This is a genomic window from Aeromonas sp. QDB54, assembly GCF_027707385.1.
Taxonomy (GTDB): domain Bacteria; phylum Pseudomonadota; class Gammaproteobacteria; order Enterobacterales; family Aeromonadaceae; genus Aeromonas; species Aeromonas hydrophila.
In genome coordinates this window covers 115,139-137,943 of record NZ_JAPCIT010000009.1, presented here as the reverse complement: position 1 = coordinate 137,943, position 22,805 = coordinate 115,139, and the positions used below count along the sequence as shown (strand labels likewise).

Below are 22,805 nucleotides of genomic sequence, written 5' to 3'. Positions count from 1 at the left end.
GCCGGGCGGGAAATAAGTCCCGCCCGGCCATCGTCATCACGCAATTATTGTCACGGGTTCTCTCCCCGGGGCGCTTTTCACTCGATGATCCCCGGCGAGATGACTCTTTGCGAGGTATTCATGTCCCAATTTTCCCTGAAGATGGAGATTGCCGATAACCGTTTCTTTACCGGTGAGTCGCTGCCCCTGTTTTCCCGTGCGCAGGCGCAAAAGGCCCGCGCCTTTCATAAAAAACTGGCCGGTTATGAGCCCACCCCCCTGTGCGATCTGACAGCGCTCGCTGGCTATATCGGGGTGAAGCACATCCTGGTGAAGGATGAGTCCAAACGCTTTGGCCTCAACGCCTTCAAGATGCTGGGTGGCGTCTACGCCATCGCCAACCTGCTCTGTGAAAAATACGGGGTGGCGGTGGAGGATTTCACCTTCGATCTCATCAAGCGCACCATCAGGGAGCCGATGACCTTCGCCACCACCACAGATGGCAACCACGGTCGTGGCGTCGCCTGGGCCGCCAAGCAGGTGGGTCAGCATGCGGTGGTCTACATGCCCAAGGGCTCGGCCCAGGAGCGGGTGGACCACATCCTGGCGCTGGGGGCCGAGTGCATCGTCACCGACATGAACTACGACGACACAGTGCGCCTGACCATGAAGATGGCCGAGGAGCGCGGCTGGTACATAGTGCAGGACACCGCCTGGGAGGGTTACACCAAGATCCCGACCTGGATCATGCAGGGTTACGCCACCCTGGCCGACGAAGCGGTCGAGCAGATGCAGGCCATGGGCATCAAGCAGCCCACCCACGTGCTGCTGCAGGCCGGGGTCGGGGCGCTGGCGGGCGGCGTGCTCGGTTATCTGGTGGACTGCTTCGGGGCGAAGAACCTGCACAGCATAGTGGTCGAGCCGGATCAGGCCGACTGCATCTACCGCTCCGGCGTGGCGGGGGAGATGGTCAACGTGGGGGGCGACATGCGCACCATCATGGCCGGTCTCGCCTGCGGCGAACCCAATCCCCTCGGCTGGCCGGTGCTGCGTGGCTGCACTACCCAGTTCATCTCCTGTCACGACAAGGTCTCGGCGCTCGGCATGCGCGTGCTTGGCAACCCCCTTGGCGATGATCCCCGCATCATCTCCGGCGAATCCGGCTCGGTCGGCACCGGCGTGCTGGCGGCGGTGCGTCACCACCCGGATCGCGCGGCGCTGATGGCCCGGCTTGGGCTCGATGAGCAGTCGGTGGTGCTGGTGATCAACACCGAAGGGGACACCGACGTGGCCCATTACCGGGAAGTGGTGTGGGAAGGCAAGCACCCCGCCTGCGACTAGGCACGAATTGAAACAGGATGGTGCCCGGCGGGTGCCATGACGAGTAGCGGGCGGGAGGCGCACTCCCGCACCCCAGGTTGGTTATGGAGAGACACAATGAGCAAGCAAATTCCGTTTGAAATGGTGTTGGAGAAGGCCTACCAGTACAAGGCCGAGATGACTCAGTTCCTGCGCGACATGATCGCCATCCCGAGCGAGAGCTGCGATGAAGAGCGGGTGGTGCTGCGCATCAAGCAGGAGATGGAGAAGGTCGGCTTCGACAAGGTGGAGATCGACCCCATGGGCAACGTGCTGGGCTACATCGGCCACGGCCCGCACCTGATCGCCATGGATGCCCACATCGATACCGTGGGGGTCGGCAACATGGCCAACTGGACCTTCGACCCCTATGAGGGGATGGAAGATCACGAGGTAGTCGGCGGTCGCGGTGCCTCCGATCAGGAAGGGGGCATGGCCTCCATGGTCTACGCCGGCAAGATCATCAAGGATCTGGGGCTGGAAGACGAGTACACCCTGCTGGTGACCGGCACCGTGCAGGAGGAGGATTGCGACGGCCTCTGCTGGCAGTACATCATCGAGCAGAGCAAGATCCGCCCCGAGTTCGTGGTCAGTACCGAACCCACCGACTGCCAGATCTACCGTGGCCAGCGCGGCCGCATGGAGATCCGCGTGGAGGTGCAGGGGGTGAGCTGCCACGGCTCCGCGCCGGAGCGCGGTGACAACGCCATCTTCAAGATGGGCCCGATCCTTGGCGAGTTGCAGGAACTTAGCCACAACCTCGGCAACGACGACTTCCTCGGCAAGGGCACCCTGACCGTCTCCGAGATCTTCTTCACTTCGCCAAGCCGCTGCGCCGTGGCGGACAGCTGCGCCGTCTCCATCGACCGCCGCCTCACCTGGGGCGAGACCTGGCAAGGGGCGCTCGACGAGATCCGCGCCCTGCCTGCGGTGCAAGCCGCCGGCGCCGAGGTCTCCATGTACCAGTACGACCGTCCGGCCTACACCGGCCTGGTCTACCCGACCGAGTGCTACTTCCCGACCTGGAAGGTGGAAGAGGATCACATCACGGTCAAGACCCTCTCCAAGGCGTACACCCAGCTGTTCAACAAGGCGCCGGTGGTGGACAAGTGGACCTTCTCGACCAACGGGGTCTCCATCATGGGCCGCCACGGCATCCCGGTCATCGGTTTTGGCCCGGGCAAAGAGCCGGAAGCCCACGCGCCGAACGAGAAAACCTGGAAGGAGCATCTGGTCAAGTGCGCCGCCATGTACGCCGTGATCCCCATGCTCTATCTGGCCGAGCTGGACAAGTAAGGGGTCTGCCGGGCGGTGATGGCCATCACCGTCCGGCTGTTGCATGTGTGGCAAGCGCCCCGTCTTTAGCAGGCGGGGCCTTGCTGTTTGACGCGATTGGATGTGCGAGGTGGTGGGGATGAAACGGCTGATCAAACACGGTGTGCTGGTCGACTCACAAGGTGAATATCGTCAGGATCTGCTGATCGAGAACGGGGTGATCCTTGAGCGCGCCGCCGCTATCGAGCCCGATGGCGAAACCGAGCTGATCGATGCCAGCGGCTGCTACGTGATGCCAGGTGGCATCGACGTCCATACCCACTTCAACATCGATGTCGGGATTGCCCGCAGTTGCGATGATTTTTTCAGCGGTACCCGTGCCGCCGCCTGTGGTGGCACCACCACCATCGTCGATCACATGGGATTTGGCCCGGCGGGGTGCAATCTGCATCACCAGCTGGCCCGCTATCACGATTACGCCGCCGATCAGGCGGTGATTGACTACAGCTTTCACGGCGTCGTACAGCATGTGGATGACGCCATCCTCCACGAGATGGCCGCCATGGTGCAGGAGGAGGGGATCAGCAGCTTCAAGCTCTATCTCACCTACCAGTACAAGCTGGGGGACCACGACGTGCTGCGCGCCCTGGCCCGCCTCAAAGAGGTGGGGGCGCTCGCCACCGTCCATCCCGAGAACGACGCCGCCATTGCGGCGCGCCGGGCGGCCCTGCTGGCCGCCGGCCACTGTGAGCCCTGGTATCACCCGCAAAGCCGCCCGCTGGAGTGCGAAGCGGAGGCCATTGCCCGGATGATCAATCTGGCGGGGCTCGCTGGCAATGCGCCGCTCTATATCGTCCACCTCTCCAACGGCTTGGGGCTGGAGTATCTGAAACTGGCGCGCCGTCAGGAGCAGCCGGTCTGGGTGGAGACCTGCCCGCAATATCTTCTGCTCGATGAGCAGTGTTATTACAAGGAGAACGGGGTCGACTATCTGCTGAGCCCGCCGCTGCGCTCGCGCCGTGAGCAGGACAAGCTGTGGGTCGGCATCGCAGCGGGTGACATCGACACGGTGGCGACCGATCACTGCAACTTCTCCCACGCCCAGCGCATGACCCTGTCGGGTGGCGATTTCAGCCGCTGTCCCAACGGCTTGCCCGGGGTGGAGAACCGGATGCTGCTGCTGTTTGCCCACGGAGTGCTCGGCGGGCGCATCTCGCCGTCCCGCTTCGTGGCCCTCACCAGCGCCAACCCGGCGCGCCTGTTTGGCCTCTGGCCGCGCAAGGGCAGCCTGCAACTTGGGTCTGACGCCGATCTGGTGGTGATGGATCCCCGTGGCGAGACCCTGATCCGTCACGCCGCCCTGCACGACAACGGCGACTACAGCCCCTACGAGGGGATGCATTGCCCCGGTCGGCTCAGGCTGACCCTGAGTCGCGGCGAGACAGTGGCTCGCGATGGCGAGTTTCTGGGGCGCCGTGGTCACGGCCGTTTTCTGGCCAGAGCGCCCTTTGATCCGGCCTTGGCGCCGGATCGGCACTCGCCTTGTCCCACAGTGGCAGGCTGACAATCCGTTCGAAACAGGCTAACCCGCAAGCTTATGTGCACAACAAAAGGTGGGCCGGTATCGCGCCGGCTTGTCCCCTCACTGGAGATAACAAGATGAAACAGCGAATCGTACTGGCCCTTGGCGGCAATGCGCTGGGCAACAACCTGCCCGAGCAGATGAAGGCGGTGCAGAGCACGGCGGGCACCATTGCCGACCTGATCGCCCAGGGGCACGAGGTGGTGGTGACCCACGGCAACGGCCCGCAGGTGGGGATGATCCAGCAGGCGTTCGAGGTGGCGGCCCGCCACGACCCTAAAGCGCCCCATCTACCCATGTCGGTCTGCGTGGCCCTGAGCCAGGGCTACATCGGCTATGACCTGCAAAACGCCCTGCGCGAGGCCCTGCTTGAGCGCGGCATTCACAAGCCGGTGGCCACCCTGGTGACCCAGGTGGAGGTGGATAAAAACGATCCCGCCTTCCTCGACCCCAGCAAACCCATCGGCGGTTTCTTCAGCAAGGAGGAGGCCGAGGCGCTGATGGCCAAGGGCGAGCGGCTCAAAGAGGATGCCGGTCGCGGCTATCGCCGGGTGGTGGCGTCTCCCAAACCCATCGACATCATCGAGAAAGAGACCGTCTCCGCCATGCTGGCCGCCGGTCAGGTGGTGATCACTGTCGGTGGTGGCGGCATTCCGGTGCTGCGGGAGGGCAACCACCTGCGCGGTGCCAGCGCGGTGATCGACAAGGATTGGGCCAGTGCCAGGCTGGCGGAGCTCATCGATGCTGACATGCTGATCATCCTTACCGCGGTAGAGAAGGTCGCCATCAACTTCGGCAAGCCCGAGGTGCAGTGGCTCGATACCCTGAGCGTGGCCGATGCCAACAGCTTTATCGCCCAGGGGCAGTTTGCCAAGGGCTCCATGTTGCCCAAGGTGGAGGCGGCGCTCTCGTTCGCCACTTCCATGGCGGGGCGTAAATCCCTGATCACCCTGCTGGAGAAGGCCGCTGACGGCATTGCCGGCAAGACCGGCACCCTGATCAGCCTGTAGCCTCGCCTTTGATGGTTGCAAACAGGGGGCCCAAGGCCCCTTTTCTTTTGACTGGTGCCAGGGATTGGCTGGCGGGAAGCATGGGCCGGCCAGCTCTTATCCGCAGTGGGCAGGGGGACGGCAGAGGAGTAAGATGGCGCCCCGAATGGCGGACGCACCGGCCGCAGCAACAAGGCAGCACAATGAATAGCAAGTTGAACATGGCGGCGCTGGGGGGATTGGTCCTGCTCACCGCCATCTGGAGTTACAGCTGGATCGTGATGAAGCAGGTGATGCTCTACGCGGGGGCATTCGAGTTCACCGCCCTGCGCTGCCTGTGCGGATCCCTGGTGTTGCTGCTGGTACAGTGCCTGCGCGGCCGCCGTTATCTCAAGCCCACCCCGTTTCGCTATACCCTCGCCATCGCCCTGTTCCAGACCTGCGGCATGGTGGGGCTGGCCCAGTGGGCGCTCATCAGCGGCGGGGCGGGCAAGGTGGCCATTCTGAGTTACACCATGCCGTTCTGGGTGGTGATCTTCGCGGCGCTCTTCCTGGGTGAACGGATGCGCAAGCTCCACTATCTGGCGGTCGGGGTGGCGGCTTGCGGCCTGCTGTTGGTGATCGAGCCCTGGCAACTGCACCTGGATTCCATGAAGAGCGCGCTGCTGGGGATTGCATCCGGCATCTGCTGGGGGATCAGCGCCATCATCGCCAAGCGGATGTATGCCCGCCACCCGTCGGTGGATCTGATGTCCCTCACCACCTGGCAGATGATCTACGCCACCCTGGTGATGGCACTGGTAGCGGCACTGGTGCCGGAGCGACCCATCGACTGGCAGCCCTATGTGTTTGGTGCGCTCGCCTACAGCGCCATCTTCGCCACGGCGCTGGCCTGGAGCCTCTGGCTGTTCGTGCTGAAAAAGCTGCCGGCCGGGATAGCCGGGCTCAGCACCCTGGCGGTGCCGGTGAGCGGCGTGCTGCTCTCCTGGTGGCTGCTCGGTGAAAATCCGGGACCGGTGGAGGGAAGCGGCATTGGCCTTATCGTACTGGCCTTGGTCGTCATCAGCCGCAAGGGCAAACGGTCCCTGGTGTCGGTGGCGGGGGAGACCCGCGTCAAGCACGGCTGAGTTGATTGTCGGCAACGAAATAAAAAGGGCCCGCCATCATGGCGGGCCCTTTGTGTTGGCGCGCTGGCTTATCTGCGCTGGGCCAGATGCATCATGGCCTCCAGCACGGCGCCACCGATCGCTCGCGCCTTGTCAGAGACGGTAGTGGGATCGGCCCGCTCGCCGCGCGGATCGATGTCACCGATCTTGAAGCCGACGGTCACCTCGATGCCATCGCTGAGCAATCCCCGTACCATGCCGGAGAGCGGCGCTATGATGGGGGCGTCCCCCACATGGGCGATCACATCTCCCTCCTGCACCAGATCACCGAGCTTGATAATGCTCTTCATCACCCCGGCGACAGGGGCGCGCACCACTCGGCGGGCGGAGTGTCCCTCGATCACCCCGGGAATGCCGGTATTGGGTTGGGCGGGGCCCTGATAGATGACCCGGCCCAGATGATGGCCGCGGTTGGTCTCGATCACCGCATCGCAGTCGCGCCCCGCCTCGAAACCCGGGCCGAGGGCCACCGTGATGGGGGCCATCTCCTTGTGGGTGCCGAGGTTCTGCTTGGCCAAGATGGCATCCACCAGATAGCGGGGCTTGAGCTCGGCGAGGGTGGCGCAGTCGGGGTCAACCAGCAGCGGGATAATGCCCAGATCCAGCTGCTCGAACACCTGCTCGACGCTCTCGACCCGCTTGGCTTGCACTCCTTCGACGCGGGTCTCGCCGTCGAACATCCCCTGAGCGAAGGCGACGGTGCGACGGATCACGGTGGGCTTGTCGAGATCCAGCATCACCACCTTGAAGCCGGCATGGTAGAGGCGCAGCGCCACCCCGGTGGCGATATCGCCGGAGCCGCGCATCACCACCAGCTGGTCCCGCTTGAGGCGCACGTCATCCTGCATCAGGCCACCCGATTTACCGTTTTTCACCTGCAGCAGCTCGGCGAGGATGCTGATGGCGATCTCCTCGGGGGTCTCGGCACCTATGTTGTAGCCGATGGGGGCGTGCAGCCGTTGCAGTTGCTCCTGACTCACCCCTTGCTGGCGCAGGGCCTGGGTGAAGGTCTGCACCTTGCGCTTGCTGGCGAGCAGCCCCAGGTAGGCGAGGGGACAGCTGATGAGCCGATCCAGCGCCTCCTTGTCCTGATGGTTGGTGGCGATGATGACGAAGTTGGCGGGCTCGATGGCCAGCTGCTCGATCACCGCGCTGATGGTGTCGGCCTGCTGCAGATGGGTGCCGGCCGGGAAGCGATCTGGGCTGAGGCTCCCCTCGAAGCAATCCCCCACGTGGATGTCAAAGCCGAGCGGCGCCGCGGCATGGGCCAGTGCCCGGTTGACGTGGCCGGCGCCGATCAGTACCAGGCGGGGGCGCAGGCCGTAGACGTCGATATAGACCGACATGGCGCCGCCGCAATCCGAGCCCACCGCATGCTCGCCGTTGCGCGCCATCCGGCCGTGGAAGATGCGCGGCTTGCGCTCGGCAATGGCCGCCACGGCTTCTTCGATCACCAGCCGCTCTATCATGCCGCCGCCGATGGTGCCGAGGATCCGGCCATCGGCCATCACCAGCATCTGGGCTTGATGGCGCGGGGTGGAGCCGCGACTCTCGATGATCTGGGCCATGGCAAAGGGGGTGTTCTCCTGCTCCAGTCGGGCAGCGTGTGCAAACAGATTCATAAGGTACCTCGTATCATCCTTAACGGGTCAGCGACTGCGCGGCTTCGGGGGCAGGCCGACAGCAAACATGATGAATGGCGCCGGGTTCACGCACGGCCCCCTGCCAGATGGCGTGGAGCTCGGGGTGGCGTTGCAGCAGGTTTATCAGGGCGGGCAGCCACTGCTGCTCATTTTGATAATCGCCATTGATAAACCAGACTCGGCGCGCCCCGGGCGGGGTGCCCTTGAACGCCCCCTCGGGGTGGGCGATGAGCCGATCAAACAGGGCCCAGTCGAGCGGCTCGCCGGCCGCAATCCCGCACAGGGCCTGGAACTCGGCCCAGCGGTGGATCTGCGCCGGGTCGGCGCTGGCGCCCACCATGGCGCCGCCCACCAGGGCGATCACCCAATCACTGTGCTGAGGAATGCAAGGTTCGTGCAAAGCGGGCGCTTTCAATAACTTGTGATGGGCGCCGTCCGCCTCCACCAGGATGATGTCGAAGCGTTGCTGCCCCTTGAGCAGATCGATCTGCTGAGGGCTCGGCCCCACCGCCTTGCCGCTGGCCCGATCGAGGTGGCTGAACAGCACCAGTTGCATCGGCTCATCGGGCAGGGCCTGGCAGCGGGTCAGCTGCCGGATGGGGTCGGCCTCGATCAGCAGGGTGCGCCGAGAGGAGGGGGCGGGCAGAAACATCCGGGTGCTGGTGGTGAGCAGCACCTTCTTGCCCTGTTGATGGAAATAGTCGGCCAGCCAGAAGAGGGTGCTGGTTTTCCCCCCGGCGCCGCAAAGACTAATTAAAGTGGTACGCCCATCAATATTTTCGGTGAGCGGGTTTAATACACTCTCGATATTTGGCGAGGTGAGCAGAATAGGTGATGAAATAGCCATGGCGACGACCGATGAAAATAGAGGCGCGGTCAGTGAGAAGCACTGGCATTCGCGCGAGCGGTGTGACTGCCTAATTACGGCGGCCGGGCTCTCATCACGAATGGGCGCGTGGAAATTGATGCTACCGTATCGCCAGAGCACGATTCTTGATGAGAGTCTCAAAAATGCCCTGGTGCTGTGTGACCGGGTCATTCTGGTGGTGGGGCACCGCGCCGATGAGCTGATCAGTCGCTACGCCAATCACCCCCGTATCCTGCTGGTACACAACCATGATTATGCACAGGGGCTCGGCAGCTCCATCCGTGCGGGACTCGCCGCCTGTAGCAGCGATCACCTCTTCGTGAGCCACGGCGATCTGCCCTGCATCCCCCCCGAGGTGTACCGCACGCTCTGGCAGGCGCGGGGGGATGAGACCCTCTTTCCCTCCTATCAGGGGGAGGCGGGCCACCCTGTGCTGTTGCCAAGAGCCCTTGCCACAGCGCTGGCAGCAGCGCCGGCACAGGGTTCGGTGCGCCGCTGGCTGCTGGCGCATCCCCATCGTTTTATCGAGGTGCAGAGCGCCGCCATCCTGCAGGATGTGGACACCCCGGAGCGCTATCAGGCGCTGCTGGAAAACGAAGCATTCGAGCGCTGAACGGGTCGGCTGGCAGAGGCTTGTCCGGCCTTGGTTTGCATATTTATCCCCTTGTCTAACCCGTTATCCGGGGCCGACAGCGGCCGTTATCATCCTGGCCGGCCTGATAATGGCGGCGGCCTCGCTCTTTATCAAACTGATAGCGCGCCGCGCCAAAGTGAGATCATTTTTAGCCGTGAGGGCGGCGTTTCCATTATTTAAACTCGGTGTTGATAGCCACTCTCATTGTCGAAACTGGTATCGGCTTTCGATGTTTTATTAATTGGAGGTGCCTCACGTTTTTATGGCTGAAAAATAAAAAGATCCGGCGCTGGCCTGATTGTTGCTCTTGTCAGTTTTAAGGGGCTTTTTATGCGTGGTTGTGGATGGGCCCCATTTATTCACCCTGTCAATGAGCAGTGCCGCTGCAAGGAGATCAACATGGGCGATATTATGCGACCCGTTCCCTTCAAGAACCTTCTGGTCCGTATCTTCTCGGAATATAAAGCGAGTCAATCCATCTTCGGCATTCCCGCCGCGCAATTCTATCGCAAGCAGGACGAGCGCAAGATCAAGGTGTTCGGTGAAACCTGCGAGACCCCCATCGGCCCGGCAGCCGGCCCCCATACCCAGTTGGCCCAGAACATCGTCACCTCCTGGCTGACCGGCGGGCGCTTTATCGAGCTCAAGACGGTGCAGATCCTGGACCGTCTCGAACTGGAAAAGCCCTGCATCGATGCCGAAGACGAATGCTTCAACACCGAGTGGTCCACCGAGTTCACCCTGCCCAAGGCGTTTGACGAGTATCTGAAAGCCTGGTTTGCCCTCTATCTGCTGGAGGAGGTGTTCGACCCGCGCCTCGACGGGGAGGCCAAGTCCTTCATCTTCAACATGAGCGTGGGGTACAACCTCGATGGCATCAAACAGCCGCCGATGCAGCAGTTCATCCACAGCCTGATGGATGCTGGCAGCAATCCGAAATTTGCCGAGTACCAGCAGGTGGTACGTGACCTCGTGGCCGACGAGCAGTTTATCGCCGAGCTGGGGCTGGGGGCACGGCGCGATCGCCTGCAACAGCTGGTGGATCGTATCCCGGCCAATCTGGTGCACGGCGTCACCCTCTCCACCATGCACGGCTGCCCGCCCAACGAAATCGAGGCCATCTGCCGCTACATGCTGGAAGAGAAGGGGCTCAACACCTTCGTCAAATTGAACCCGACCCTGCTGGGCTACCCGCGGGTGCGCGAGATCCTCGATACCTGCGGCTTTGATTACATTGGTCTGAGCGAAGCGTCGTTCGATCACGACCTCAAGCTGGATCAGGCCAAGGCCATGCTGACCCGTCTGATGGCGCTGGGGGCCGAGAAGGGGCTCACCTTCGGGGTCAAGCTCACCAACACCCTCGGCACCATCAACCGCAAAGGGGCACTGCCGGGGGATGAGATGTACATGTCCGGCCGGGCGTTGTTCCCGCTCTCCATCAACGTGGCGGCCGTGCTGTCCCGCGCCTTCGATGGCAAGCTGCCCATCTCCTACTCGGGCGGTGCCAGCAAGTTCAACATCAGCGATATCTTCGAGACCGGCATTCGTCCCATCACCATGGCCACCGATCTGCTGAAACCGGGTGGCTACCTGCGTCAGATCGAGTGCCTCAACGAGATTGACGCTTCCGATAGCTGGGCCATGACCCAGGTCGATGTCGAGAAGCTGGAAGCCCTGGCCGCCAAGGCCCTCACCATGGATTACACCCAGAAGGAGTGGAAGTCCGAGGATCGCATCGAAGTGGGTGGCGGCCTGCCGCTGACCGATTGCTATGTGGCGCCCTGCGTCACCGCCTGCGCCGTGCATCAGGATATTCCCGAGTACATTCGCCTGATGGGCGAGGGGGAATATGTCGCTGCCCTTGAGCTGATTTATCAGCGTAACGCCCTGCCTGCCATCACCGGCCACATCTGCGATCACCAGTGCCAGTACAACTGCACCCGTCTCGACTACGACAGCCCGCTCAATATCCGCGAGCTGAAAAAGGTGGCGCTGGAGCGGGGCTGGGAAGGGTACAAGGCGCGCTGGCACAAGCCGGCAGGCAGCGGTGACAAGCACCCGGTGGCGGTGATTGGTGCAGGCCCGGCCGGTCTCTCCGCCGGTTACTTCCTGGCTCGCGCCGGTCATCCGGTCACCGTGTTCGAGCGCGAGGCGGATGCCGGTGGCGTGGTCAAGCACATCATCCCCGAGTTCCGCATTCCGGCCGAGCTTATCCAGCACGACATCGACTTTGTCGCCGCCCACGGGGTCAAGTTCGAGTTTGGCTGCGATCCGGCGCTCACCGTCGACAAGCTGCACGCCCAGGGCTTTAGCTATGTTTTCGTTGGCATCGGTGCCGACAAGAACGGCGGCATGCGCCTCGAAGGGGGTCATGAGCGGATTTACAAGTCTTTTAACTTCCTGCGCAGCTTCAATCAGGGCAAGCCGCTGCCGCTGGGCCGCCATGTGGCGGTGATCGGTGCCGGCAACACCGCCATGGACTGCGCCCGCGCCGCCCTCAAGGTGCCCGGTGTCAGCGATGTGACCGTGATCTACCGCCGCAGCGAAAAAGAGATGCCCGCCTATCGCGAGGAGTATCTGGAAGCGGTGGAAGATGGGGTGCGTTTTTGCTTCCTCACCAATCCGGAGCGCTTTGACAAAGATGGCAAGCTCACAGTTCGGATGATGGCGCTGGGGGATCCTGACGAACAGGGCCGCCGCCGTCCGGTGCCCACCGAGCAGACCGAAGTGATGCAGATGGATGCGCTGATCACCGCCATCGGCGAGCAGCCTGATTGTGAAGTGCTCAAAGCCATGGGCATTCCCTTGGGCAGCGATGGCTGGCCCGAGGTGGATAGCCAGAGCGGCGAAACCAGCCGTCGCAACGTCTTCCTCATCGGTGACGTGCAGAGCGGCCCATCCTCCATCGTCGGTGCCATCGGTGGCGCCCGCCGCGCTGCGGATCTGGTGCTCTCTCGCGAGCATATCGCCAGCCAGCAGCGTGACGTGACCACCCAGCCGTCGGGCAAAGACGAGATCTACCGCCGCAAGGGAAACATCGCCGTCACCCTGGTGGACAAGGGCGAGCGGGAGGCCTTCGTGGCGCAAGAGGCGCACCGTTGCCTCGAGTGCAACTACCTCTGCAGCAAGTGTGTGGACGTCTGCCCCAACCGGGCCAACGTCGCCATCGCTGTGCCGGGCTTCAAGGACCAGTTCCAGACCCTGCACCTGGATGCCTACTGCAACGAATGTGGCAACTGCGCCCAGTTCTGCCCCTGGCAGGGCAAGCCCTATCAGGACAAGGTCACCATCTTCAGCCTGCCCGAGGACTTCGACAACAGCCGCAACCCCGGTTTCTATCTGGCGGATGGCGGTGAGCTGCGGGTACGTCAGGGCGGCGAGACCTATCGCCTGACCATAGACGCCCAGAGCCGGATCAAGGATGCGCCTGCGGCCCTTGGCGACATGTGCCGCATCATCAGCCATGTCCACGCTCATCACCCCTACCTGCTGGGGGCCGTCGAGGCCTGAGCGAACCACGAATAAGCGAAGGAGCCAACCATGTTTATTCTGAAAAACGTCACCGCCGTCCAGCTGGAGCCAACGCTGGTGCTGGAAGGGGTGGATATCGCCATCGAAGGATCGCTTATCAAAGCGGTGGGGCCCAATCTGCGGGCCCTCTACCCGCAGGCCAACTATCGGGAGATGGGCGGCAAGCTGGTGATGCCGGGCATCGTCTGTGCCCACAACCACTTCTACTCCGGCCTGTCGCGGGGGATCATGGCCAACATCGCCCCCTGCCCGGACTTTATCTCCACCCTGAAAAACCTCTGGTGGCGGCTCGATCGGGCGCTCGATGAAGAGTCCCTCTACTACAGCGGCCTCATCTGCTCGCTGGAAGCGATCAAGAGCGGCTGCAGCGCGGTGATTGACCACCACGCCTCGCCCAACTTCATCAAGGGCTCCCTGAACGTGCTGCGCAAAGGGTTTGTGGAGGCGGGTCTGCGCGGCATGACCTGCTTCGAGACCACGGATCGCAACGGCGGCCTCGCCGAACTGCAGGCCGGGGTGGAGGAGAACATATTGTTCGCGCAGGCCATTGATGCCGCCAAGGCCAAGGGGAGCGAACCCTATCTGGTGGAGGCCCACATCGGTGCCCACGCCCCCTTCACCGTGCCCGACGAGGGGCTCGCCATGCTGCGCGAAGCGGTGCAGGTCACCGGTCGCGGTCTGCATATCCATGTGGCGGAAGACCGCTACGACATGGCCCACGGCCACCACCACCATGGCAAGGAGCCCATCGCCCGGCTGGACGAGTTTGGCCTTGTCGACAGCAAGACCCTGATCGCTCACGGCATTTATCTGAGCCCGGCCGACATCGAGCTGCTCAACAGCCGCGATGCCTTCCTGGTGCACAACGCCCGCTCCAACATGAACAACCACGTGGGCTACAACATGCACCTGCCGGAGTATCGCAATCTGGCGCTCGGCACCGATGGTATCGGCTCCGACATGTTCGAAGAGCTCAAGTTTGCCTATTTCAAGCACAAGGATGCCGGCGGAGCGCTCTGGCCTGACAGTTTTGCCCGCTTCCTCTGGAACGGCAATACCCTGCTGGAGCGCAACTTCAGCGCCAAATTTGGCCGCCTTGAGCCGGGTTACAAGGCCGACCTCACCATTTGCGACTACGCAGCACCGACCCCGCTGGCGCCGCGCAACCTGGGCGGCCATCTCGCCTTCGGCATGGGCTCATCCTCGGTCAACAGCGTGATGGTGGAGGGTCGCATGGTCTATCAGGATCGCGAGTTCGCCTTTGACGTCGAGCCTCTTTATGAGCAGGCCAGCAAGGTGGCGAGCCGCCTGTGGCAACGGATGGATCAGCTGGCCTGAGGCCACCCTCCGCACGTTTGGACTGGATTGCCCGCCCTGTGGATTTGCCCGGCGGCGGGCTGCAAGAGTAAGGACGACACATGATTGAGCAATTCTTCCGACCCGAGCAACTGGGTCAGGCTTTGGAACTCAAGGCCCGCTTTGGCAACGACGCCGTCTACATGGGGGGGGGCAGCAAGCTCAACGCCGCGCCGACCCGTACCGACAAGAAGGTCGCCATCTCGCTGGACAAGCTCGGGCTTGGCCAGATTGAGCAGCAGCACGGTCAGCTCCACATCGGCGCCACCGTTACCCTGCAAGCCCTCAAAGACGACCCCCGTACCCCGGCCGCCCTGTGCGAGGCGCTGGGGTTTGTCTACTCCCGCCATCTGCGCAATCAGGCCACCCTCGGCGGCGAAATTGCCTGCCAGCAGCAGGACTCCCCGCTGCTGCCGGTACTGCTGGTGCTCGAAGCCGTGGTGGTGCTGGAGAACAACCAGCTGCAACCCATCGATGCCTACCTGGCCGGTCAGCGCAAGGAGCTGGTGCTGGGGGTGGTGCTGCCGGAGCCCGAGCTGCGCTGCGCCACTCGCCGCATCAGCCGCAACGCCGATGGCCTGGCGGTGATGACTGCTGCGGTGGCCCTCGATGCCCTTGGCGAGATGCGGGTCGCCCTGGCGGGTGTCACGCCGCAACCGATGCGTCTGCGGGATGTGGAGCGTCATGAGCTGCGGGATGCGGCGCTGGAGGCGGCGGTAAGCGCACTGATTGCGCCGCGCGCGGATCTCGGTGGCAGCGTGGCCTACAAGCGCTATATCAGCGGGGTGGTGGTGGCGGATCTGCTGGTGGAGTGCCAGCAGCAGGAGGTACAGGCATGATGGAACTCAACTTTACCCTGAACGGTGCCCTGCGCACCGTCATCACCCCGGCTGGCGAGAATGCCCAGCGGGTGCTGTTCAACCAGTGCCGGATGCACTCGGTGCGCAACAGCGACGACGGCTTTGGCTTTGCCGGCTCCGACGCCATCCTGTTCAACGGCAAGGTGATCAACGCCTCCCTGCTGATCGCCGCCCAGCTGGAGGGCGCGCAGGTGCGCACCGCCGAGTCGCTCGGCAGCTGGAACCAGCTCAGTCTGGTACAGCAGGCCATGGTGGACGTGGGCGTGGTGCAGTCCGGCTACAACGATCCGGCTGCTGCGCTCATCGTCACCGACCTGCTTGATCGCCATCCCAACCCCAGCCGTGATCAAATCGACGACGCGCTCTCGGGCCTGTTTCACCGCGACGGCGGCTACCAGCAGTTCTATCAGGCCATAGATCTCGCCAGCTCGCGCCTCAAGGATCCCGATTACCTGTGCCAGATTGCCCCCGAGTTTCGTGACGATCTGCGTCATATCGGCAAGAGCTGCCCGAAAGTGGACGCCGCCAAGATGGTGCAGGCCAAGCCCTGCTACGTGGAGGACAGGGTCAGCGAGGATGCGCTGGTCATCAAGATGCTGCGAAGCCCCCATCCCCATGCGGTGATCACCAAACTCGACGTGAGCCGCGCCGAAGCCATGGCGGGGGTGGTGCACGTCATCACCCACCTCAACTGCCCGGATGTCTACTACACCCCGGGTGGCCAGAGCGCGCCCGAGCCGTCACCGCTCGATCGCCGCATGTTTGGCCGCAAGCTGCGTCACGTCGGTGATCGGGTGGCCGCCGTGGTGGCCGAGAGCGAAGCCATCGCATTGGCGGCGCTCAAACTCATCGAGGTCGAGTATCAGGTGCTGCCGGCGGTCATGAACATAGACGAGGCGATGGCCCCCAATGCGCCGCTGGTGCACGACGAGCCCATCGTCTACATGGCCGGGGCGCCGGCAGATCTGGAGCAGCAGAACGCCTGCTCGGTGCGCCGCGGCGACGAGCACATGATCATCAACTTCCCCATCGGTTCCCGTCCCCACGAGAACCTGGCCGCCAGCGTCCATGGCCAGATTGGCGATGTGGCCAAGGGCTTTGCCGAGGCGGACGAGATTGTCGAGCGCACCTACGAGTCGACCCAGGCCCAGCAGTGCCCGACCGAGCCGCACATCTGCTTCACCTACATGGATGGCGATCGTCTGGTCATTCACGCTTCCACCCAGGTGCCGTGGCACGTGCGCCGTCAGGTGGCGCGCATCGTCGGCATGAAGCAGCACCAGGTGCATGTGATCAAGGAGCGGGTAGGGGGCGGCTTTGGCTCCAAGCAGGATATCCTGCTGGAAGAGGTGTGCGCCTGGGCGACCAGGGTCACCGGTCGTCCGGTCACCTTCCGCTACACCCGTGAAGAGGAGTTCATCAGCAACACCTCGCGCCATGTGGCCAAGGTGAAGGTGAAAGTGGGGGCCAAGAAGGATGGCACCATCACCGCCATCGAGATGGATTTTCGTGCCAACACCGGCCCTTACGGCAACCACTCATTGACGGTGCCAAGCAACGGCCCGGCGCTCTCCCTGCCGCTCTATCCGTGCGAGAACGTGCGCTTTACCGTCAACACCTACTACAGCAACATCTGCCCGACCGGGGCCTATCAGGGCTACGGCGCGCCCAAGGGCAACTTCGCGCTGACCATGGCGATTGCCGAACTTGCCGAGAAACTGGGGATCGATCAGCTCGAGATGGTGGAGCACAACCGGGTGCACGAGGGGGACATCCTCAAGGTGCTGGGTGCCATCGGCGAGGGCAAGATGCCCACCTCGGTACCCCATGCGGCCAGCTGTGCCCTTGAACCCATCCTCAAGCAAGGTCGCGAGCTGATCGGCTGGGACAGCCCCAAACCCGCCGACGGGGATTGGCGCATCGGTCGTGGCGTCGCCATCATCATGCAAAAATCGGGGATCCCGGATATCGATCAGGCCAACTGCATGGTCAAGCTGGAATCGGACGGCACCTTTATCGTCCACTCCGGTGGCGCCGATATCGGTACTGGCCTCGATACCGTGGTGGCCAAGCTGACTGCCGAAGTGCTGCACTGCCCGCTTGGGGATGTGCACGTCATCTCCGGTGACACCGACCACGCCCTGTTCGACAAGGGGGCCTACGCCTCGTCAGGCACCTGCTTCTCCGGCAACGCGGCCAAGAAGGCGGCCGAGAACCTCAAGGAGAAGATCCTGTTCCACGGCGCCGCCATGCTGGGCGAACCGGTAGCAGATGTTGAGCTGGCGTTCCCGGGCCTGGTGCGCGGCAAGCTGGGGGAGGTGAGCCTCGCCAAGCTGGCCCACAAGGCCGAGACCGGTACCGGCTTCGGCATCCTGGTGGGCACTGCCAGCTACATCACCTCGGAGCTCGCCTTCCCGTACGGCGCCAACTTCGCCGAGGTGGCGGTCAACGTCAGAACCGGCCAGATCCGGCTCGACAAGTTCTACGCCCTGCTCGACTGCGGCACTCCCATCAACCCGGAGCTGGCGCTCGGCCAGATCTACGGGGCGACCATGCGGGCCATCGGCCACTCCCTGACCGAGGAGATCTGCTACGACGGCAAGGGCATTCCGCTCACCCGGGATCTGAAGAGCTATGGCGCGCCCAAGATTGGCGACATTCCGCGCGATTTTAGGGCCTTTCTGGTACCGAGTGACGACAAGGTCGGCCCTTACGGCGCCAAGTCCATCTCGGAGATCGGGGTCAACGGCGCCGCACCTGCCATCGCCACCGCCATCCACGACGCCTGCGGTGTCTGGCTGCGCAAGTGGCACTTCACGCCGGAGCAGATCCTGCGTGAACTGGGCAAGCTGGAGCAACAAGCGTCGGCATAACAAAAGAAAAGGTGAGGGGCGGGCGCAGGCTCGCCCCCAGCACCTGACAGCGGAATGAGTACTCCGCCCATATTCTGTGTGATGGGACAATCAAGATGTCTAAAACAACACGCAAGCACTCGGACCTGATTTACGCGCTCGAAGACAAACCTCCCTTTTACCAAACCCTGATGGGGGCCGTGACCCACCTGCTGGCCATCTTCGTGCCCATGGTGACCCCGGCCCTCATCGTGGGCGGGGCCCTTGGCCTTTCCACCGAGACCACCGCCTACCTGGTCTCCATGGCGATGATCGCCTCCGGCATCGGCACCTGGCTGCAGGTGAACCGCTACGGCCCCATTGGCTCGGGGCTGCTCTCCATCCAGTCGGTCAACTTCTCCTTCGTCACCGTGATGATTGCGCTGGGTAGCGCCATGAAAAAAGATGGCCTGCACGAGGAGCTGATCGTCTCGACCCTGCTCGGAGTCTCCTTCGTCGGGGCCTTCCTGGTGATGGGCTCCTCCTTCGTGCTGCCCTATCTCAAGCGGGTGATCACCCCCACCGTGAGCGGGGTGGTGGTGCTGATGATTGGCCTGAGCCTCATCAAGGTGGGGATCATCGACTTTGGCGGCGGCTTCTCCGCCATGAGTAGCGGCACCTTCGGCAAATACGAGAACATCGGCCTGGGGCTGCTGGTGCTCTGCGTCATCGTCGCCTTCAACTGCAGCAAAAGCCCCTTGCTTCGCATGAGCGGCATCGCCATCGGCCTGCTGGTGGGCTATGCGGTGGCCCTGATGCTCGGCATGGTGGATTTCACCGCCCTTGAGAACCTGCCGCTCATCACTGTGCCCATTCCGTTCAAGTACGGTTTCTCCTTCGATCTGCACGCCTTCGTGCTGGCCGGCACCATCTATCTGTTGAGCGTGCTGGAGGCGGTGGGGGACATCACCGCCACTGCCATGGTCTCCCACCGGCAGATCCAGGGCCCCGAGTTTCAAAAACGGCTCTCCGGCGGCGTGCTGGCGGACGGCCTGGTGTCGGTGATCGCCTCGGCGCTCGGCTCCCTGCCGCTCACCACCTTCGCCCAGAACAACGGCGTCATCCAGATGACCGGGGTGGCCTCGCGCCACGTGGGCAAGTTCATCGCCGTCATCCTGGTGCTGCTCGGCCTTTTCCCGGTGGTGGGGCGCTTCTTCACCACCATACCGTCGCCGGTGATGGGGGGCGCCATGGTCATCATGTTCTCCATGATCGCCATCGCCGGCGGGCGCATCATCATCAGTCACGGCTTCGATCGGCGCGAGACCCTGATCGTCGCCACCTCGCTCGGGCTGGGGCTCGGGGTCTCCTACGACCCGAACGTGTTCAAGGTGCTGCCGGCGGGGATCTACATGCTGGTGGAGAACCCCATCTGCGCCGGCGGCATCACCGCCATCATCATGAATCTGGTGCTGCCGCAAAGCCGCAGACGCCAGGCGGCCGCCAATGCCGCCGAGGCGGTGGAGCTGATCCAGCTGAGCGACAAGCCCGACACCCGTTTTGCCACCCGGCCCGCTTCGTCGGCCACCGCCCGCCAACAGGGGCTGGCGACGGAGGAGGGACAGGTGCGCGCCCCGCAAGTGGATCGCGGCTAACGAACAACAAGAGGGAATTGAGAGATGAAAAACGACAACTCCGTCAAGGCGGTGCGTGGCAGCTTCTTTGACATCACCCGGGTGGTGAGCCAGCCCGAGGAGATAGAGCCCAATGCCCGCCTCATTGAAGATGGCCTGCTGATCATCCGCAACGGCTGCATCGACTGGTTCGGCCAGTGGGAGGAGGGCAAGGAGCGGATCCCGGCCCAGGTGCGGGTGCGGGATTATCGCGGCAAGATGATAGTGCCAGGCTTTGTCGACACCCACATCCACTACCCGCAAAGCGAGATGGTGGGGGCTTATGGCGAGCAGCTGCTGGAGTGGCTCAACCGCCATACCTTCCCGGCCGAGCGGCGCTACAACGATCTCGAGTATGCCCGCGAGATGTCCACCTTCTTCATCAAGCAGCTGCTGCGAAACGGCACCACCACGGCGCTGGTGTTCGGCACCGTCCACCCCGAGTCGGTGGATGCCCTGTTCGAGGCGGCCAGCCGCATCAACATGCGGATGATCGCCGGCAAGGTGATGATGGATCGCAACGCGCCAGATTATCTGCTGGATACCGCCGAGAGCAGTTATGAACAGAGCAAGACGCTCATCGAGCGCTGGCACGGCAACGGCCGCTTGCTCTACGCCATCACGCCGCGTTTTGCCCCCACCTCGACCCCGGCGCAGCTGGCGATGGCGAGACGGCTGCGCGAAGAGTACCCGACCACCTATCTGCACACCCACCTGTGTGAGAACAAGGACGAGATAGCCTGGGTAAAATCCCTCTTCCCAGAGCATCAGGGCTATCTCGACGTCTATCACCAGCACGGCCTCACCGGCCACAACTGCGTGTTTGCCCACTGCGTCCATTTGGAAGAGCAGGAGTGGGATTGCCTGAAGGAGACCGGCTCCACCATCGCGTTTTGTCCCACCTCGAATCTGTATCTGGGCAGCGGTCTCTTCAAGCTGCACAAGGCGTGGCACAAGCAGGTGAAGGTGGGGATGGGCACCGACATCGGCGCCGGCACCACCTTCAACATGCTGCAGACCCTCAACGAGGCCTACAAGGTGATGCAGTTGCAGGGCGAGCGCCTCTCGGCCTATCAGGCCTTCTATCTCGCCACCCTAGGCGGCGCCCATGCGCTCGGGCTGGACGAGCAGATCGGCAGCTTCGCGGTGGGCAAGGAGGCGGATTTCGTGGTGCTCGACCCGGTCGCCACCCCGTTGCAGCAGCTGCGTTATGACAACTCCACCACCCTGCGCGACAAGCTGTTCGTGCTGCTGACCCTGGGGGATGACAGATCCATCTACCGCACCTACGTGGATGGTCAGCTGGTGCACGAGCGGGGCTGATCCGCTTTTCACAGGAGAGGGGCGGGCATGCTCGCCCCGGGAACACGGCAGCAGGGACCAGCGTGGTGCCTGCGCCGCACGACAGGCGAGGCGCTTGCCCCGCCACAGCAGGTGAAATGGCCCGGTTTTTTAGACGGCAAGTCAAACGTTTGCCTTGCCTGCCAACCCCATGATGCCGGCGACCGTGGCAGCAGAGATCCACGGCACCGACCGCCATTTCGTCACGACACATTCAGGGATGCAGGAAGGAGTCGGCCATGAGCCAGACAAACAGGATAAACGAGATGGACGGGGCAGTTGCGGACAAGGGGGCGGCGGCGGGACGACAGCCCGCCGGCGGCGCACTCGATCGCTACTTCATGATCAGCGAGCGAGGCAGCAACGTGCGCCAGGAGGTGCTGGCGGGGCTCACCACCTTCCTCGCCATGGTCTATTCGGTGATCGTGGTGCCCAGCATGCTCGGCAAGGCGGGCTTTCCCCCCGGCGCCGTGTTCGTGGCCACCTGTCTGGTGGCGGGCTTTGGTTCGCTGCTGATGGGGCTTTGGGCCAAGCTGCCGATGGCCATCGGCTGCGCCATCTCGCTTACCGCCTTTACCGCCTTCAGCCTGGTGCTGGGGCAGCAGATCTCCATCCCGGTGGCGCTCGGCGCCGTCTTTCTGATGGGGGTGCTGTTTACCGCCATCTCGGTGACCGGGGTGCGCAGCTGGATCCTCGACAACCTGCCGATGGGGATCGCCCACGGCACCGGCATCGGGATCGGGCTCTTCCTGCTGCTGATCGCCGCCAACGGGGTGGGGCTGGTGATCAAGAACCCGCTGGAGGGGCTACCGGTGGCGCTGGGGGCCTTTACCTCCATGCCGGTCATCATGTCCCTCATCGGGCTGGCGGTCATCGTCGGGCTGGAGAAGCTTAAAGTTCCGGGCGGGATCCTGCTGGTGATCATCGCCATCTCCATTTTCGGCCTCATCTTCGATCCGGCGGTCAAGTACCAGGGGCTGTTCGCCATGCCGAGTCTCGCCGACGAGCAGGGCAAGTCCCTCATCTTCAGCCTGGACATCATGGGGGCGCTCTCGCCGCTGGTGCTGCCAAGCGTGCTGGCGCTGGTGATGACGGCGGTGTTTGATGCCACCGGCACCATTCGCGCGGTGGCGGGGCAGGCCAACCTGCTGGACAAGGATGGCCACATCATCAACAGCGGCAAGGCGCTCAGCGCCGACTCCATCAGCAGCATCTTCTCCGGTCTGGTGGGGGCCGCGCCGGCCGCCGTCTACATCGAATCGGCGGCGGGCACGGCGGCAGGGGGCAAGACCGGTCTCACCGCCACCGTGGTGGGGGTCTTGTTCCTGCTGATGTTGTTCCTCTCGCCGCTCTCCTACCTGGTGCCGGCCTATGCCACGGCGCCGGCCCTGATGTACGTGGGACTCTTGATGCTGAGCAACGTCGCCCGGCTTGACTTCGATGACTTCGTCGGGGCCATGTCCGGCCTGCTGTGCGCCGTCTTCATCGTGCTCACCTGCAACATCGTCACCGGCATCATGCTGGGCTTCAGCGCCCTGGTGATCGGCCGCATCTGCTCGAAGGAGTGGCGCAAGCTCAACGTCGGCACCGTCATCATCGCCCTGGCGCTGGTGCTCTTCTATGCCGGCGGCTGGGCCATCTAGTCCGCATCGCGTTCTTCTCTATCGCGGGGCCAGCCTCTCTTGGCCGGCCCCGCCCTTTAAACCGCACTCATACCA

The 22,805-nt window shown here is 63.4% G+C and carries 15 protein-coding genes; 13 read left to right on the top strand and 2 right to left on the bottom strand.

What is annotated here, in order from left to right:
* Nucleotides 1-120: 120 nt before the first annotated feature.
* The 5 genes from dpaL (at nucleotide 121) to PG881_RS11235 (ending at nucleotide 6,311) form a co-directional block, all read left to right on the top strand.
* Complete coding sequence (dpaL, locus tag PG881_RS11255) at nucleotides 121-1,320, top strand: diaminopropionate ammonia-lyase (protein WP_270800018.1); 1,200 nt, start codon at nucleotides 121-123, stop codon at nucleotides 1,318-1,320.
* Between the two features lie 96 nt (nucleotides 1,321-1,416).
* Entirely contained in the window at nucleotides 1,417-2,634 is a 1,218-nt protein-coding gene (locus PG881_RS11250; RefSeq protein WP_124252397.1) for a YgeY family selenium metabolism-linked hydrolase, read from the top strand.
* Nucleotides 2,635-2,752: 118 nt separating this feature from the next.
* Nucleotides 2,753-4,177 carry a dihydropyrimidinase gene (hydA, locus tag PG881_RS11245; protein WP_270800015.1) on the top strand — a complete coding sequence of 475 codons (1,425 nt, stop codon included), beginning with the start codon at nucleotides 2,753-2,755 and terminating at the stop codon, nucleotides 4,175-4,177.
* Nucleotides 4,178-4,272: 95 nt separating this feature from the next.
* Complete coding sequence (gene arcC / locus PG881_RS11240; protein WP_010633906.1) at nucleotides 4,273-5,205, top strand: carbamate kinase; 933 nt, start codon at nucleotides 4,273-4,275, stop codon at nucleotides 5,203-5,205.
* A gap of 182 nt (nucleotides 5,206-5,387) precedes the next feature.
* Nucleotides 5,388-6,311 carry a DMT family transporter gene (locus PG881_RS11235; RefSeq protein ID WP_270800012.1) on the top strand — a complete coding sequence of 308 codons (924 nt, stop codon included), beginning with the start codon at nucleotides 5,388-5,390 and terminating at the stop codon, nucleotides 6,309-6,311.
* Nucleotides 6,312-6,379: 68 nt separating this feature from the next.
* Here the strand turns inward: PG881_RS11235 and yqeB are convergent, their stop codons facing one another.
* Together yqeB and yqeC are read right to left on the bottom strand one after the other, a co-directional pair.
* Nucleotides 6,380-7,972, bottom strand: a complete 1,593-nt coding sequence (yqeB, locus tag PG881_RS11230; RefSeq protein WP_270800010.1) for a selenium-dependent molybdenum cofactor biosynthesis protein YqeB — start codon at nucleotides 7,970-7,972, stop codon at nucleotides 6,380-6,382.
* A 19-nt stretch (nucleotides 7,973-7,991) separates the two neighbouring features.
* Nucleotides 7,992-8,840, bottom strand: a complete 849-nt coding sequence (yqeC, locus tag PG881_RS11225; RefSeq protein ID WP_024945345.1) for a selenium cofactor biosynthesis protein YqeC — start codon at nucleotides 8,838-8,840, stop codon at nucleotides 7,992-7,994.
* On the opposite strand from yqeC, the gene mocA reads away from it, so the two are divergent.
* The 8 genes from mocA (at nucleotide 8,839) to PG881_RS11185 (ending at nucleotide 22,730) form a co-directional block, all read left to right on the top strand.
* Nucleotides 8,839-9,474, top strand: coding sequence for a molybdenum cofactor cytidylyltransferase (gene mocA, locus PG881_RS11220; RefSeq protein WP_257497586.1), 636 nt, complete (start codon nucleotides 8,839-8,841; stop codon nucleotides 9,472-9,474). The two genes, yqeC and mocA, sit on opposite strands and share 2 nt — an antisense overlap.
* A 420-nt stretch (nucleotides 9,475-9,894) precedes the next feature.
* Nucleotides 9,895-13,005, top strand: a complete 3,111-nt coding sequence (gene ygfK, locus PG881_RS11215) for a putative selenate reductase subunit YgfK (protein WP_270800006.1) — start codon at nucleotides 9,895-9,897, stop codon at nucleotides 13,003-13,005.
* 30 nt (nucleotides 13,006-13,035) lie between these two features.
* A complete protein-coding gene (ssnA, locus tag PG881_RS11210) occupies nucleotides 13,036-14,364 on the top strand; it encodes a putative aminohydrolase SsnA (protein WP_270800004.1) in 1,329 nt (442 codons plus the stop codon).
* Nucleotides 14,365-14,444: 80 nt separating this feature from the next.
* Nucleotides 14,445-15,221, top strand: a complete 777-nt coding sequence (gene ygfM / locus PG881_RS11205) for a molybdopterin-dependent oxidoreductase FAD-binding subunit (protein WP_011706029.1) — start codon at nucleotides 14,445-14,447, stop codon at nucleotides 15,219-15,221.
* Nucleotides 15,218-18,115 (top strand): molybdopterin-dependent oxidoreductase Mo/Fe-S-binding subunit, encoded by a 2,898-nt coding sequence (locus tag PG881_RS11200; RefSeq protein ID WP_270800002.1) that lies wholly within the window; start codon nucleotides 15,218-15,220, stop codon nucleotides 18,113-18,115. Before ygfM ends, PG881_RS11200 begins: the two co-directional genes overlap by 4 nt.
* 95 nt (nucleotides 18,116-18,210) lie before the next feature.
* Complete coding sequence (locus tag PG881_RS11195) at nucleotides 18,211-19,728, top strand: nucleobase:cation symporter-2 family protein (protein WP_270800000.1); 1,518 nt, start codon at nucleotides 18,211-18,213, stop codon at nucleotides 19,726-19,728.
* Between the two features lie 24 nt (nucleotides 19,729-19,752).
* The gene (guaD, locus tag PG881_RS11190) at nucleotides 19,753-21,069 is read left to right on the top strand and encodes a guanine deaminase (protein ID WP_270799997.1); all 1,317 of its coding nucleotides are present in this window, start codon (nucleotides 19,753-19,755) and stop codon (nucleotides 21,067-21,069) included.
* A 284-nt stretch (nucleotides 21,070-21,353) separates the two neighbouring features.
* Nucleotides 21,354-22,730 (top strand): NCS2 family permease, encoded by a 1,377-nt coding sequence (locus PG881_RS11185; protein ID WP_011706033.1) that lies wholly within the window; start codon nucleotides 21,354-21,356, stop codon nucleotides 22,728-22,730.
* The last annotated feature ends 75 nt before the right edge of the window (nucleotides 22,731-22,805 follow it).